This window comes from Streptococcus sp. Marseille-Q8145, assembly GCF_965112035.1.
Window position 1 is genome coordinate 481,615 of sequence record NZ_CBCOPQ010000001.1, and the last position, 14,404, is coordinate 496,018.

At 41.5% G+C, this 14,404-nt stretch carries 16 protein-coding genes and 2 pseudogenes; all 18 read right to left on the bottom strand.

Going from position 1 to position 14,404, the window contains the following annotated elements; translation table 11 throughout:
* Positions 1-4: 4 nt before the first annotated feature.
* The gene (locus ACWPVL_RS02415) at positions 5-568 is read right to left on the bottom strand and encodes a YutD family protein (protein WP_247950705.1); all 564 of its coding nucleotides are present in this window, start codon (positions 566-568) and stop codon (positions 5-7) included.
* A 161-nt stretch (positions 569-729) separates the two neighbouring features.
* Positions 730-1,827 carry a SepM family pheromone-processing serine protease gene (locus ACWPVL_RS02420; protein WP_454386593.1) on the bottom strand — a complete coding sequence of 366 codons (1,098 nt, stop codon included), beginning with the start codon at positions 1,825-1,827 and terminating at the stop codon, positions 730-732.
* Positions 1,820-2,305 (bottom strand): pantetheine-phosphate adenylyltransferase, encoded by a 486-nt coding sequence (coaD, locus tag ACWPVL_RS02425; protein ID WP_454386595.1) that lies wholly within the window; start codon positions 2,303-2,305, stop codon positions 1,820-1,822. The genes ACWPVL_RS02420 and coaD overlap by 8 nt, the downstream gene beginning before the upstream one ends.
* Positions 2,295-2,834, bottom strand: a complete 540-nt coding sequence (gene rsmD / locus ACWPVL_RS02430) for a 16S rRNA (guanine(966)-N(2))-methyltransferase RsmD (RefSeq protein WP_454386597.1) — start codon at positions 2,832-2,834, stop codon at positions 2,295-2,297. The genes coaD and rsmD overlap by 11 nt, the downstream gene beginning before the upstream one ends.
* Before the next feature lie 85 nt (positions 2,835-2,919).
* Complete coding sequence (gene yidD / locus ACWPVL_RS02435; protein ID WP_268731488.1) at positions 2,920-3,180, bottom strand: membrane protein insertion efficiency factor YidD; 261 nt, start codon at positions 3,178-3,180, stop codon at positions 2,920-2,922.
* Positions 3,177-3,908 (bottom strand): pseudouridine synthase, encoded by a 732-nt coding sequence (locus tag ACWPVL_RS02440; protein ID WP_454386599.1) that lies wholly within the window; start codon positions 3,906-3,908, stop codon positions 3,177-3,179. The genes yidD and ACWPVL_RS02440 overlap by 4 nt, the downstream gene beginning before the upstream one ends.
* Before the next feature lie 132 nt (positions 3,909-4,040).
* A complete protein-coding gene (gene scpB / locus ACWPVL_RS02445) occupies positions 4,041-4,586 on the bottom strand; it encodes an SMC-Scp complex subunit ScpB (RefSeq protein WP_454386601.1) in 546 nt (181 codons plus the stop codon).
* Entirely contained in the window at positions 4,579-5,289 is a 711-nt protein-coding gene (locus ACWPVL_RS02450) for a segregation/condensation protein A (RefSeq protein ID WP_454386603.1), read from the bottom strand. Before ACWPVL_RS02450 ends, scpB begins: the two co-directional genes overlap by 8 nt.
* Positions 5,290-5,291: 2 nt before the next feature.
* On the bottom strand, positions 5,292-6,023 hold the full coding sequence (gene xerD / locus ACWPVL_RS02455; protein WP_454386605.1) for a site-specific tyrosine recombinase XerD: 732 nt from the start codon (positions 6,021-6,023) through the stop codon (positions 5,292-5,294).
* Positions 6,020-6,481: a cyclic-di-AMP-binding protein CbpB gene (gene cbpB / locus ACWPVL_RS02460; RefSeq protein ID WP_005590833.1), complete on the bottom strand. Its 462-nt coding sequence runs from the start codon at positions 6,479-6,481 to the stop codon at positions 6,020-6,022. Before cbpB ends, xerD begins: the two co-directional genes overlap by 4 nt.
* Positions 6,478-6,999, bottom strand: a complete 522-nt coding sequence (locus tag ACWPVL_RS02465) for a metallophosphoesterase (RefSeq protein ID WP_454386607.1) — start codon at positions 6,997-6,999, stop codon at positions 6,478-6,480. Before ACWPVL_RS02465 ends, cbpB begins: the two co-directional genes overlap by 4 nt.
* Positions 6,975-7,952 (bottom strand): nucleoside-triphosphate diphosphatase, encoded by a 978-nt coding sequence (locus tag ACWPVL_RS02470; protein WP_454386609.1) that lies wholly within the window; start codon positions 7,950-7,952, stop codon positions 6,975-6,977. The genes ACWPVL_RS02465 and ACWPVL_RS02470 overlap by 25 nt, the downstream gene beginning before the upstream one ends.
* Positions 7,949-8,743: a glutamate racemase gene (racE, locus tag ACWPVL_RS02475; RefSeq protein WP_454386611.1), complete on the bottom strand. Its 795-nt coding sequence runs from the start codon at positions 8,741-8,743 to the stop codon at positions 7,949-7,951. Before racE ends, ACWPVL_RS02470 begins: the two co-directional genes overlap by 4 nt.
* Positions 8,744-8,842: 99 nt before the next feature.
* Complete coding sequence (locus ACWPVL_RS02480; protein ID WP_454386613.1) at positions 8,843-9,085, bottom strand: YneF family protein; 243 nt, start codon at positions 9,083-9,085, stop codon at positions 8,843-8,845.
* Positions 9,086-9,142: 57 nt separating this feature from the next.
* Positions 9,143-10,393: a diaminopimelate decarboxylase gene (locus tag ACWPVL_RS02485; protein WP_454386615.1), complete on the bottom strand. Its 1,251-nt coding sequence runs from the start codon at positions 10,391-10,393 to the stop codon at positions 9,143-9,145.
* Positions 10,394-10,765: 372 nt separating this feature from the next.
* Positions 10,766-11,372, bottom strand: a pseudogene (locus ACWPVL_RS02490) (HNH endonuclease).
* Positions 11,372-12,003, bottom strand: a pseudogene (locus ACWPVL_RS02495) (hypothetical protein). Before ACWPVL_RS02495 ends, ACWPVL_RS02490 begins: the two co-directional pseudogenes overlap by 1 nt.
* Positions 11,996-14,404 carry an ATP-binding protein gene (locus ACWPVL_RS02500; RefSeq protein ID WP_454386617.1) on the bottom strand — a complete coding sequence of 803 codons (2,409 nt, stop codon included), beginning with the start codon at positions 14,402-14,404 and terminating at the stop codon, positions 11,996-11,998. Before ACWPVL_RS02500 ends, ACWPVL_RS02495 begins: the two are co-directional and overlap by 8 nt.

Consider the following 14,404-nt stretch of genomic DNA (forward strand, 5'->3'; position numbering starts at 1 on the left):
TCCTTTATTTCTGACGAATGACAAAATGGCGCTGCGATTGGCTAGATGCCGCTTGCTTTGCCTGTTTGCCTTGTTTCTGTTGTTTGTTCTTGTTTGCCTTTGGACGATGTTTTTGCTGATCGTCCTTCGTTTTTTTAGAGCCACGTTCTCTAGAAATTTCTGGATGTTTTTTGCCATCCGATTTTCTCTTATGGTGGGATTTTTTGTCAAAGGCAGCCCGTCTTGGCTGAGCATTTTCCAAAACAAAATAGGCGCAGCCATAATTACAATATTCTAGCAGATAGTCTTGCAAACGACTGATTTTCTCTGCATTTTCCTTGGCTTTCTCATCCCGATAAAAACCGCGCAATCGCAACTGTTCATTGCCCCAATCGCCGACAATATAGTCGAACTTGTTCAGAATTTCTGAAAAGCGTTGGTGAAAGGCGGTCAAGTCAAAGGCCTCTTTATAATTCTCCACCAATTCAAACTCGAATTTTTCTGCAACTATCTTGCTGCCCATTTGCTTAAATTCTGGGCCGGGGAATTTATTGTAATTATACAACTCAGGTGAAATCTCTTTACGCATACCTATCCTTTGTCATTCATCTATCTTACTTCATATTATTTTATCACAAAACAAGGGGAATTTATATTTTTTCAGAAGAAAAAGATCTTTCTGTAAAAAGTCAGACGATTTAATAAAAACACCCTTCGTTCGTCTCTAAAAGACAAAAATCTTAGCCGAAACTAAGATTTTTTGGTTTTTTCTAAATAATCAATCGCGTCCTGAAGGGTTTTAACCGGTACGATTTTCATATCCGTTTTGATTTCCTTGGCTGCTTCAAGCGCCGTTTCATAGTTAGTCTTGGCTTTGGGATTAGCCTTTTTTTCTTCCTCGCTGACAGGGTTATCAGGAGCAAAGAAAATTGTCGCTCCGATCTTGGCCGCAGAGACGACTTTTTTGTCAATCCCACCAATATCTCCAACCTTGCCTTCTCTGTCAATGCTGCCCGTTCCCGCAATCACACGGCCGTCTCGCAGGTCTGGATTGGCCAGCTGAGTATAAATGGCTAGGCTAAACATGAGACCAGCACTAGGACCACCGATACCTTCAGTTGAAAATTCAATTGGAACACTGCTGTTGACTTCCGTGCGGTCAATCAAACTAATGCCAATTCCGTTTTTGCCATTTTCCAGCTTGATGATTTTCCCAGTCGCTGTCTTGGTTTCTCCATCTTCCTCATAGGTCACCTTGACACTATCGCCCAAAGACTGAGAATTGACATATTTGACCAAGTCTTCCGAGCTTTCAAAGGTCTTGTCATTGACTCCCGTCACCGTATCCGCAATATTCAAAATCCCTTTAAAGGTCGAATTTGGAGCTACTTTCAGAACATACACACCCAGATAGTTCATCTTGATGTCTTTTCCTGCGGCTTTGAGACCTTGGTATTTGGCCATATTCTGCGACGTTTCCATATAAAATTGGTTGATACGCATATACTCAGCATCACTTGAGCCACCCGTCATATCCTGAGCCGAATAAATATCCGTAAAAGGCGTCAGCCAAGCGTAGACCAGGTGGGCAAAGGTTGCATGCTGGATCCCAACAGTTACAAAGTTGTAGGAACCTGCTGCCTGGTCCTCTTTTCCGTCCACAGTCAGAACCTTCCGAATATCTTCTGCTCCTCCAGGCACCTCAATATAGTAAGGCAATGGAACAATGAAAGAGAAAAGGAAGAGCACAAGCACAATAATCGAGGCTACTCCAGCACAACCAACTACTGTTAAACCACGTTTATTTTCCTTCGTCATCTTTTCCGGATTTGTCATGTCATTATTCATCTTTTTTCTCTAACTCCTCAATCACACTCGCTGGTACATAGGCAGAAAGATCCTGCTGAAAAGCAATCAATTCCCGCATCGCTGAAGAACTGATATATCGGTAGGCCGGCTGACTCAGCAAAAAAACGGTCTCCAAATCAGGTGCCAATTCCTTATTAAAAAAATGCAGGCTAGCTTCATAGTCCAAGTCCTGGCCGTTTCGTAGACCTCGGACAAGAGCAGTCACACCTAGTCTTTTTGCCACATCAACCGCCAATTCATCATGGGAAGTGATGACTTCCACATTTTCCAAATGCGCCAAAGCCGCTAGAACCATCCTTTTTTTCGCATGGATACTAAAAAATCCTTCTTTGTGAGGATTGTAGAAGATTCCCACATACAAGCAATCAAACAACCGACTGGCACGCTCAATCAAGTCCACATGTCCGTTGGTAATGGGATCAAATGACCCTGTAAAGAGCCCAATTTTATCTGACATAGACCGTCACCTTTGAAATTCCATATATTTTTTGCTTCCAGATACCCAAGTCTGCGATTTCCTCTGGCAAATCAACCGACTTATCCGTCTCGCAAACAACCATAATATCCTCGCTCAAGAGCTTGCGCTCCGCCATTTTCTTAATATCCGCAGTAATCTGCTCCTTGGCATAGGGCGGATCCAGCAGAACCAGATCAAACTGACCAGTCAACTGCTCTAGCGCTCGACTCGACTCCATCTTGAGCAGCTCAAAGCGTGCTACTTCCTTAGTCATAGCAATATTTTCTGCCACGATAGCTTGCGCTCGACGATCTTTTTCAACCAAAACAGCCGACTCCATACCGCGAGATACTGCCTCGATCCCCAGACTGCCACTACCTGCATACAGATCCAGCACTCGGCCGCCATCAAAATAGGGACCAATCATATTAAAAATCGCGCCCTTGACCTTATCTGTCGTAGGTCGCGTTGTCTTGCCATCTAATGTCTTGAGGGGTCTGCCCCCGTACTTTCCTGAAACAACTCTCATAAAAAATATTATAACAAAAATATTGAAAAGCTGATAGTAATTGTTAAGACTGGACTTTATTCTCTAGCAAAAAACGGAAACAAGGCTATTTCCGTTCTATGTCTATTTTAGAGTCATTTCGCCGAAGACTAAAATGATCCGGTACTGGATCGTCCCCTTCCTCGGACCAGGGATGGCAGCGACCAATTCTTGCCAAGCCCATCAGAACCCCCTTGGCTCCGTGTTTTTCTATGGCTTCAATCATGTAATTGGAACAGGTCGGCCGAAAACGGCAGGAAGGCGGAAAGGCAGGGGAAATAAAGCGCTGGTAAAAACGAACCGGCGCTATCAAGATTTTCTTAATCATTTTTTCTTAGTCTTGGTCACAGCCAAGTTATGCAACTGGCTGACTTCCTTTTTACTCAATCGACGTGCTTCACCCGGCTTGAGCCCAGTTAAGTCCAGATGTCCAAACTGAGTCCGTGAAAGCTTGTCCACTGGCAACCCCACCGCTTCAAACATCTTCTTGACCTGATGATTACGCCCTTCGTGGATGGTCAACTGAACAACCGAACGATTCTTCACGGGATCGACCTTAAGAATCTCATAAACCGCTGGCTTGGTTTTCTTGCCCTCAATGACTAGACCGCGAGTCAGCGGACGCAGAACTTCCTTATTGGCCACACCTTTGACACGCGCCACATAGACCTTGTCAATTTCATTTCGCGGGTGAATCATTTCATCCGTGAAATCACCATCATTGGTCAAAATCAAGGCACCGGAAGTGTCCCAGTCTAGTCGGCCAACGGGATAAATCCGCTCCTTGACCTGTGGCAGCAAATCAACGACTGTCTTGCGCCCCTTGTCATCGGTTACGCTAGATATCACACCGCGCGGTTTATTGAGCAAGTAGTAGACCTTTTCTTCATTGTAGATAGGCTGGCCTTCTACTTCCACTCGGTCGCCCGACTTGATGATAGTTGCTAGCTCACGCACCACATGACCATTTACGGTCACCAGCCCCTGCTTGATCAACTCCTCAGCCTTTCTCCGGCTGGCAATTCCCGCATGGGCAATGTATTTATTGATTCTCATCGATATTGTCCTTTCACAAGATACAGAGACCATTTTCACAACTTTAACAGCTGGAAAAATGGCAAATAGGGAAAGCAGGGTCTCCCTCAAAACTTGGAAGCGTTCAGAAAACATCCCTTTAGGATTAACTTGTCACTCTCCGAAAAGCTGACTTTCCTCAGCAATGAGCTCCTCTTCGTCCACAATCGGCAATTCGTCCAAATGATTGATGCCCATATAGTCCAAAAAATAATCCGTCGTCACATAGAGATTGGGACGGCCGATGACTTCCTTCTTGCCATCTTCCCGAATCAGCTCAAAGGCTAATAACTTAGAAATCGCTCCGCTGGAATTGACCCCGCGAATATCATCAATTTCCACCCTTGTTATGGGTTGCTTGTAAGCAATGATCGACAAGGTTTCCAGTGCAGCTCGGGATAAGCTCTGGTTAATCGGCGCCCGCGAATACTCTCGTAAAATCTCAGCAAATTCAGGCTTGGTGACCAACTTATAGGTCTTTGACGTTTCCAACAAGGTCAAGCTGGAGTCGGGATTTGCTTGATAGTTCTCCGCTAATTTTTCCAAACTCTGGAGTACACCAGTCGGCGGCAAGGAGAGAATTTCTGATAGCTGATGAACTTTCAGACCGTCTTCCCCCGCCACAAAAAGCAGGGCTTCAATCTCTGCTAATTTACTCATTCTTTCTTCCTACTAAATAAATATTTCCAAAGTTTTCCTCCTGAATGACCTGCACCTCCTGCACTTTGACTAACTCCAAGGTTGCCAAAAAGAGCGTAATCACTTCATTCATATCTTTGGTTTCTGCGAAAATATCCTGCAGGGCAAGGCGTTTTTGAGCCTGACAGCGCTGGCGCACTACTTCCATCATGTCCTCGATCTTATACTCATCTCGCACAATGGTCGTATGACTCTTTGAAAACTCCTCCTGCTTCTTGGTCATCACCTTGGAAAAAGCTAAAAAGAGATCAACGGCTGTCTTGTCGTGCAGGAGTTCAGCATCTTCATAGACCAGTTCCAGCTTGGGCTTAGAGTAGTAAAGAGCCCGGTCCTCATGTTGGAGAGACATTTTCTGCCCCAGCAACTTGAACTTCCGATATTCCTCAATCTGACTCAGCAAGTCCTGCTCTAGATCGTCCTCCAGATCCACCTGATCTACCACCTTGGGCAAGAGCTTGCGGCTCTTGATCAACATGAGCTGACTGGCCATGACCATGTATTCCCCTGTCACTTCCAGCCGCATGGCCTGCAGAGTAGACACATAAGCCAGATATTGCTCGATGACCTCGGTAATGGGCACATCGTAAATATCCATCTGATACTTGGATACGAGGTGGAGCAACAAGTCCAGCGGCCCCTCAAAATCTTTTAACTTGATATCCATTCTTATCTGTATTTTTCTAATGTAATGACTGTCTTCAAGCCCAAATCACGAGCAATGTCGTAGATACCGACACCTTTTTCCCGCTGGCGCAGGATAAATTGTTCCCGCAGGCTTTGAGCCGACAAACTGGCCTGCCCCTGCTCAATCAAGAAAGCTTCTAGCTGGCGAAAGCCCCATTGGCGTGAATAGGACTTGCCATTCTTTTCAAATAAATAAGTCCCTGTCAAATAATCGCCCAACTCGCTCGTCAGACTTTCAGGGATCTTAATAATCCGCTTCTGCCCGGCCTTCTCAATCCGTAAAACCTGAAAATCAAGATTGACATCTTCAACCTTGACCTGCAGGATTTCACTTGGCAAGAGACCCATTTCCAAAATCAAGAGCGCTATCAGCCGGCCTTGCGGTACCGTAGAAGCTTCCCAAAAGGCTGACAAGTCCATCAGCTCGCTTCCCAGTTCCTTGGAAATAGCAACTTTTGGCAAGGTCAAGCGGTGAAATTCCCCAATCATCTTGTTCTCGTAAAGATAGTAGAGAAATTGATTGACCGCTGAGAGCTTCCGCTTCTGGACAGCTACCTTGAAATCCTTGATAGAGGCTTGATAAATCCGCAAATTGGTCTCCGTCACCTTGCTGTGGATTTCATTGACAAATTGCTCCAGATCATAGGAATAGGCTAATTTTGAATTTTCTGAGATATTTTTTTGTTCTAAAAAAGGAGTGATATGTTCTTTCATTTTTTGGAAATCTCATACTGACTCGTGAAGGTATGCATCAACGAGTTAACAGCTTTTAAAATCGACTTTCTAGTAATGATGCCATAAAAATGTTGTTCTTTATCCACAACAGGCAGGAAAGACTCATCCACCAGCTTGTGCAAAACGTCCGCAATCTTGTAATCTGGCTCGACAGTCAGACCATCCTTTCGTGTCATGTGGACAATGTCCATAGACATAAACTCTTCCTCTGCCAGCTCATGCTGCATCCGATAAGCCATAATATCCGTCAGAGAAATGGTGCCAACGAACTTTTTCTCCGCAGTCACCACTGGAATGCGCGAATAAGTCATCTGGCTAAGCAAGAGAATGGCATGATCCACATTGTGCGTGTCAATCATGACCGCCAGATTCTCCCCAGGTGTCAAAAAAGTGTCTTCATGTTGCAGCAGATAATCTTCAAATTCCTTAGCAATCATCGGGCAAACTCCTTAGACAAGCTTGGATAGAGCTCATGATTTCGCGTATAGAAATCAATCTTAAAGCGGGCATCGTCAATCTCTACCTTAGCGTAAAGACGTTCGTTAATTAAGCCACGAGGTTGGCTAATGGAACCCGGATTGAGAAAGAGAGTCTTCCCTTGCATCCAAGCATCTGGAACATGCAAATGGCCATAGAGACAAATATCTGCCCCCACTTCCTGAGCCCAGAGATCCAACTTTTGGAAGCTAAAGTTGATATTGAAAAGGTGCCCGTGGGTCTGGGCAATAATGGTCCCATCCAAATCTGTCACCAGCCGTTCTGGATAACCAGGATAAAAGTCCATATTGCCCGCTACGACATGAATCCCTTTCCAGACTTCATCCTCAAAAGGCAATTCTGAGTCTCCATCATGGAAAATAGCATCGACTTTTCCTAGATAATGATGTTTCATTTCTTCGACAATGGCACGGTCCCCATGGGAATCGCTCATTACGATGATTGTTTGCTTTGCCATGCTGGAAATACCTCCATTAATTTTTGCACTGCTTGCGCACGATGGGACTGGGCATTTTTCTCTTCGATTGTCAGCTCAGCCGAAGTTTTTCCCGTCTCTCCGACCAAGAACAAAGGATCATAGCCAAAGCCATTTTCGCCTTTGGGTTCATGGGCAATGTAGCCTGGCCAATCCGCTTCGACCACCAAGGATTCCTTATCTGGACTAGCCACCACCAGAGTCGTGTGGAAATGAGCAGAGCGGTCCTTAATATCAAAGACCATGGCCAATTCATGCAGGAGCTTGATATTGTTTTCTGCATCTGTCGCACCAACGCCAGCAAAGCGAGCCGACCAGACACCTGGTAGACCACCCAAGACATCCACTTGCAGGCCTGAATCATCTGCCAAAACCATTTTGCCAGTCAACTGGCTGATCGTTTCAGCCTTGAGACGGGCATTTTCTTCGAAGGTCATGCCTGTTTCAGCCACTTCTGGCAAATCAGGATAGTCATTCAGATTTTCCACCTCATAGCCTAACTTCCCGAAAAGCTTGCGAAACTCTGCTGTCTTGCCCTCATTGCGCGTCGCAATCAAGAGGGTGTCTTTGACATCTTTTGCTCCTAGAAAAGCTTGTAAATCCACACCCGTTTGGGGCAGATGGACATAGAGCAATTTGCCCCCTTCAACCAAAAGAAGGGCTCCCTGTCGCTGCAACAATTCCAAGCTTCGACCCGTTTCCTGGTTTAAAATATCCAGCAAGAAGGTCAAAAAGCGAAAGGCTGAGCCATAGCGAATAACCGTGATATTTAAGGGCAGGCCTAGCTCTTCTTCTGCCAAAACACTCTCTAAGCGGTCTAAAATCTCAGAAGCTTCTGCAGGCACTCGCTCAAATTCACTGTAAGAGGCACTTTGTCCCCATTCAGCTACATACCAGTCAGAGGCATCTTTGTATTCATAAATGTTCTTTGTCATAAGGTCACATGCTCCACATTGACTTTCAGATTCAGCCAGTTTTCTGCGATTTCTGCAAACCTCTTAGCATTGGCTGTAGTATAAAAACGATGATTCAGTTCGTGCTTGTCGCGGCTACGATTGATTTCGAAATAATTGAGCAGGACAGAAATATCCCGTACACACTCAGCGCCGCTGTCAATCAACTTGACGCTCGGCCCCAGCATATTTTGAATAATCGGTCGAAGCAAAGGATAGTGGGTACAGCCCAAAACAAGCGTATCCACCTTGCCCGCCAGAGGATGAAGTGTCTCATAGACCACCTTTTTAGTCAGGCTGGACTGGAGCTCATTTGACTCCACCAGCGGGACAAACTTAGGACAAGCCAAGCTCTGCACCTCCATCTCGGGAGATAGGGCTTCAATCTTTTTCCGGTAAATATCGGACTGAACCGTCATAGGGGTCCCGATGACGCCAATCTTGCCACCAGTTGTAGACTTGATAGCAGCGCTGGCTCCGGGCAAAATCACACCGAGGACAGGAATGTCCAACTTAGCCTTGACCTCCTCCCAGACAACAGCTGTGGCAGTATTGCAGGCAATGACAATCATCTTGACATCCTTGGTCAAGAGAAAATTGACCAACTGCCAAGTATAGTCTCGAATCTGCTCCGCCGGCCTAGGACCATATGGAGCCCGAGCCGAATCACCTATATAAACCACTTCCTCGTGGGGGAGTTGCCGCATCAATTCACGGACAACAGTCAGACCGCCCACCCCTGAGTCTAAAAATCCAATCGGTCGGTTATCCATACAGTCTTCTTTCTAAAACAAGGGATTGGAAGCCTAGCCCAAATCCCCATTTTTTATATAGAAATCTCCGTCTGCCACCAGAGGGCGGCTGAGAGAAGCTTATTTTTTGTTTTTAGCAACTGCTGCTTTTTGTTGGTTGATGATTTGACGGTAAACTTGTTGAACGCGTGCTTCACTTGGTTTTTGGCCATTGGCACTGAGCAACATCCGCACTGCTTCTACATTAAGACGTGGGTTTTCCGCAAATTCCTTTTCGACCTGACGGCGAAGCAAGTACATACCAAGCAAAATCCCACCAAAGAAAGCCAGCATAATCAATAAAATTGCTAACAATGTATTCATAATAATCCGAACTCCTGTTTCATTTTTTACATTACTCTTTATTATACCAAATTATCTCTATTTTTCAAAATCAAAGCCATAGAGAGTCGCGAAATAATCTTCTGGCCTTTCTGCCCGACGAATCATGCGAGCCTGACCATTTTCCTCTAGGAGAATCTCGCTAGAGCGCAGCTTGGCATTGTATTGATAACCCATGGAGAAGCCGTGGGCACCAGTATCATGAATGACCAGTGTATCGCCAATCTGACTGACAGACAACTCCCGCTGGATGGCAAATTTGTCGTTGTTTTCGCAGAGACTGCCGACCACATCGACAATCTCCGTCGGTCCCTCTGGCCGATCCATATTGGTAATATGGTGATAAGCTCCGTACATAGCGGGACGCAGGAGATTGACCGCAGAAGCATCCACTCCCAGATAAGTCCGATAGGTCTGCTTTTTGTGGGTCACCTTGGTCACCAAGAGGCCGAAAGGCGCCAGCATAAATCGCCCCAGCTCTGTGAAAATCTTGACTTGCCCCAGACCAGCTGGTGTCAGGATTTCCTCATAAGCCTGATGAACTCCTTGACCGATGACTGCAATGTCATTTTCCTCGCCATCAGGCTGATAATTGACTCCGACACCGCCAGACAGATTGATAAAGTCCAGCTTAATTCCCGTCGCCTCTAATATCTCGACCGCCAGCTCAAAAAGCTGACGAGCTAGCGCTGGATAGTAGTCATTGCTGACAGTATTAGAGGCCAAGAGGGCATGAATGCCGAATGTCTCTGCTCCCAGCTCCTTGAGTTCTTTGAAGGCCTGAATCAGCTGCGCCTTGGTCATACCAAACTTGGCTTCCTCTGGATGATCCATGATACTAGTCCCCAGCTCAAAGACACCACCGGGATTATAGCGGCAGGAAATCACCTTGGGAATCCCAGCCACTTCCTTCAAGAAATCCACATCTTCGTAAGCATCTAGATTGATGGTCGCTCCCAGCTCCCGCGCCAGACGAAATTCCTCGGCTGGCGTATTATTAGACGAAAACATGATCTCATTCCCAGCAAAGCCCAGCTTTTGGCTCATGAGCAGCTCCACATAGCTAGCACAGTCCACCCCGCAGCCCTCTTCCTTGAGGATTTTTAAAATAGCAGGATTTGGTGTCGCCTTGACGGCAAAATATTCCTTAAAACCAGAATTCCAAGTAAAAGCCTCATGCAAAGCCCGCGCTCTCGCTCGAATCCCCTTCTCATCATAAAGATGGAAAGGCGTTGGAAACTGCGCGGTCAGCTCCGCCAAGCGCTCACGACTGATAAATGGAGTTTTCATACACGCTCCTACTTTCTCTTTTACTGACAATATTATACCACAAGTGTAGGCTGGGGAGGGGAAAAAATAGGCTCCAGAATTTCTACAATGGTTTTATCCATCGCAGAAACCCTAGAGCCTTTAAATCATAAAATTAGGAAATATTTATATGCAATAAGTTAGAAGTTATGAGATCAGATTCATTTCTATACGCACTCTGAACTCGTTGGTCTGTGCAAAAAGCCAACTCAATTCCCCAACATGTATGAAGAAAGCTGTTATGTTGTAGTTTTTTGCTTGCAGAATTGATGAGGTAGTTACTTATTTTCTGAAAATTAAACATATTCTGTGAAACAACAACCTCAATTTGCCTTGATATCAAAATTGACTAAATTAAAATTTTTGTCTACTATTTCTAATATAATTGTCATCAATAAAATCTAATATCCTTTGAATACTACAAATTAATGATTCATTAATTTGTCCTGACTGACCAGATTTTCTTTTAATAATGTTAAGTGAAGAATAGATATAGTCTAACTTATATAATTCCTTTGATAGACCTAAAGTTTTTATATATTCCTCTGATAAATTTCTTTCTACTGCTGTTATGGTATTGTTTGGTACAATTGCACCTCTATTATTTCTATAAAATAATTTTTTATAGTCTTCCCTAAAGGATCTAAATCAGAAGGGAGGGATTTTTTATTTTTGTAGTATTACATATTGGGCAAGATAAAGCCAAATTACTATATTCATCTATTAAATCTTTATTATCATTTTGACTTTTTATATGTTCAATATGAAAACTAGCTCCACCATACCTTTTACAATTCCATCCACAATATATGCACATTCCGCCAAAATCCTCTACTAGATACCCTTTTAACAAATCTCTTTGACTTTTGACAGAATATTTTTCACTAACGTTTTCTCTTCTGATCGGAGGAGATTCAAAACCTCTATAATCTCGTTTGAATAGTTGTCTAATATAATTCACTACATATCTCCTGCCTCATCAATAATTTGATAAGCTTTCGCAATTAAATCATCTAATTGATCAGCAATATCATCATTTAAAAGCCGAGGTTGTTTAATAGAAAACTGATATTCTATTTTAGTTTCGTTAATTGCTACTTCTGTAGAAAAAGCATCCGATTTCTTTAAACCTTGGTTTACTCTCTCCAGCGTATTGATATTTTCTATTCCTAATTTAACTTGTCTATCAATATACTCTAACATTTTTTCGATTTCATCTTCCTTACCAAATACCTGTTCGTCAGGCGAATCTCCATCTTTAGAAAATTTCTTTTCTACTGAAGGGTCAATTTGAACATCATCACTATGAGAAGTGTAAATGCAAACAGGAAAGAAAGGATTTTGTTCTTAATAGTTTGCCATAATTCAATAGCATCTCCATAAATCTCACTCATAGATAAATCGTAGTCTAGAATAATTCCATATTTTTCTTTTGAATATAATGCGTCTAAAAATCTTCCTTTGATGTTTCATTTTTTATTCCCAGAAACTGGACATCATATCCTTTGCTTAAAAATTTCTTTCAGATCTTTTAATGTATAAATAGCATCATCATCATCATCAATATAATAAATTATTTTCATTTCAGACATTTAATTCTACTCCACCTTTTAAAATCATTCTAAATTTAAATCCTCTGTCACCAGGATTGGATAAAAGTTCTTTGTCTCCCTTTAGATTAGATATTACTGAAGCTAAAATTGTCATCCCAAGACCAGTCCCACCCTTAGTGTACGATTTATAAGCTTCAAAAATTATATCAGGATTTTTAATATTCTTATTTAAACCATTACCATTATCTTCATAAGTTATCTTAATTAAGTCAGAATCTACAACCTCTAGGTCAATATTAATAATTCTGTGTTTAATTTTAGTTGGATATTTAAAATTTTTATAAGAATTAGTTATTAAGTTTAGAAAAATACTATCTAACTGCGTTTCACTTGCATAAATATAAATATTTTTAATCTGTTCAGGCAATACTTCTCTAGATGATTCACCATTAACTAAATAATCATATGAATAAAAATTATCTTTAACAGACTTATCCCACCAAGAATAAATTTTAAACAGATAGGTCGATAAATTAATTTTCTCTTTTTTATCTCTTGTTGGATTATTAACACTACTCTCTAAAAATCCAAGTATATTGGTTGTTTTTCTTTCAATTGCTTTTGAAAAATTATATAAATTATATGGTTGTTTAAATTCATGAAAATCTGAATTAAAATACTCTGAATAATAATCCCCAGTATCTATCAGATGTTGGGGTATCTTCTGAAAGAATTTCTTATCATTTTTTATTTGATGTGCAAAAGTTGACATAACTATTCCTTGAGTTGCCATAGTTCGTAACGTATCACCCTCACTAACAAGTGAACTATTCTCTTCCTCAGTAGTATCCTGTAATGAATACATCTCAAATAACGATTGGGGATTAGAGACCAGCGCCTCATACTCTGGATCTTTATAAAGTCCTTGTAAATTTCCTTGGTGTCTATTAACAAGACTGTCTAACTTTTTCTTTGTCTTCTTTCCTCTTTCACTAAAAAGTGGAACATCAGCTTTCTCTTTCAAAAATTCATTATATAAAATAATAATTTCTGAACGCACAGAAGAAAAATCTTTTACAATTCTGAGAATGACACTCTCAAGATATTCAAACTCTGCACTATTTTTTAAACCTTCACGATTAGCTTGATCTTCAAACCCTCCATTTTTTTCCTTGGTGATGTTTACATAACCACTCAACTGGTTTGCTTGCATTATGTAGCTACTACGGCCAACACCAGCTGGATTTTTAGTTCTTTCTTTTTCAATTCCAACCCAGTCAAACCCGATAGTATCAACCTCACCATAAGGTCTAATCCTAAAACCATCTCTATATAATAAGATTCCGGGTTCAATATCAACAGTATTTGTTCCCATTGCTGGTCTCTTTAAAAAAGGATACTTATTAGAACCAGTTTTCTTTGTAAAATAGAGAACTCCATCAAAATCACCTATCGGATTATTAGGCATTTTATCAGGGATATACTCTGAAATTTTAAACTCTCTCTCAAAATGGTATCTACTTCTTTTTTTACCACTCTTTTCTTGAATATAATCTTTTAGTTTATCGAATTTCGCATTTACAAAATCCGGCGGTAATTGACTAATATCAATTTCATCAAAATACCCCTCTAAGATTAACATATCACTGTCGTGTGAAAAAGCAAACGAAATTTCTGCATCTGTTGAAACATCAGCTAAAGAAGGCTCTATTTCTTCTTTTTCTTCAAAGTAGTCTAATATAATTTTAAATTCGCCTGATTTTTCTAATTTAAGAGGGTTTTTTAATTTATTTAAAGTTAGCTTCAATAGAGAATAATTTGTCCCCGATTGTCCTTTATCTGATAGTAACCATTCATCTTTCAACTCACTGGCTATTAAAATTGTTCCTGAGCATTTGGGGTTTTCTAAACCTCTATTTGTATACTCTAAAGTGAACTCACTCAATGATAATTGTTCAATATCTACTTTTACAGTATCTAAATCTTCTCCTGTTATGAAGTTATTCCAATTGATACTAAATCTATATGCTTCGCTACCATCTGAAGTAATGACGGTGCTTATATTCCCAAGTCTACCAAGTGATAATCTACCTATTCCCATAGAACCATTCATCACACGCTCAGAATCTAGGTGTTTTATTGAAGTAGTATAAGTTTTATCATCAGTCCCTAATGTAAAAAAGACATTAATGATTTTATCCAAGCTCATCCCTTGACCGTAGTCAATTATTTCTATAGAAGTAGCTCTCTTATCCTTCTCTTCATTAATAATTACATCTTTCCCAATTATTCGAATATTTACTTGATTAGAAAATGCATCATAGCTATTTTTTACCAATTCCAATATTGCACTTCTGTAATCTAGTACATTATCTCTACCTAAGAGATTTACTGTTCTTGTTGTTGATTTAAAACTTACTTCTTTCACTTTTTCAGCCAT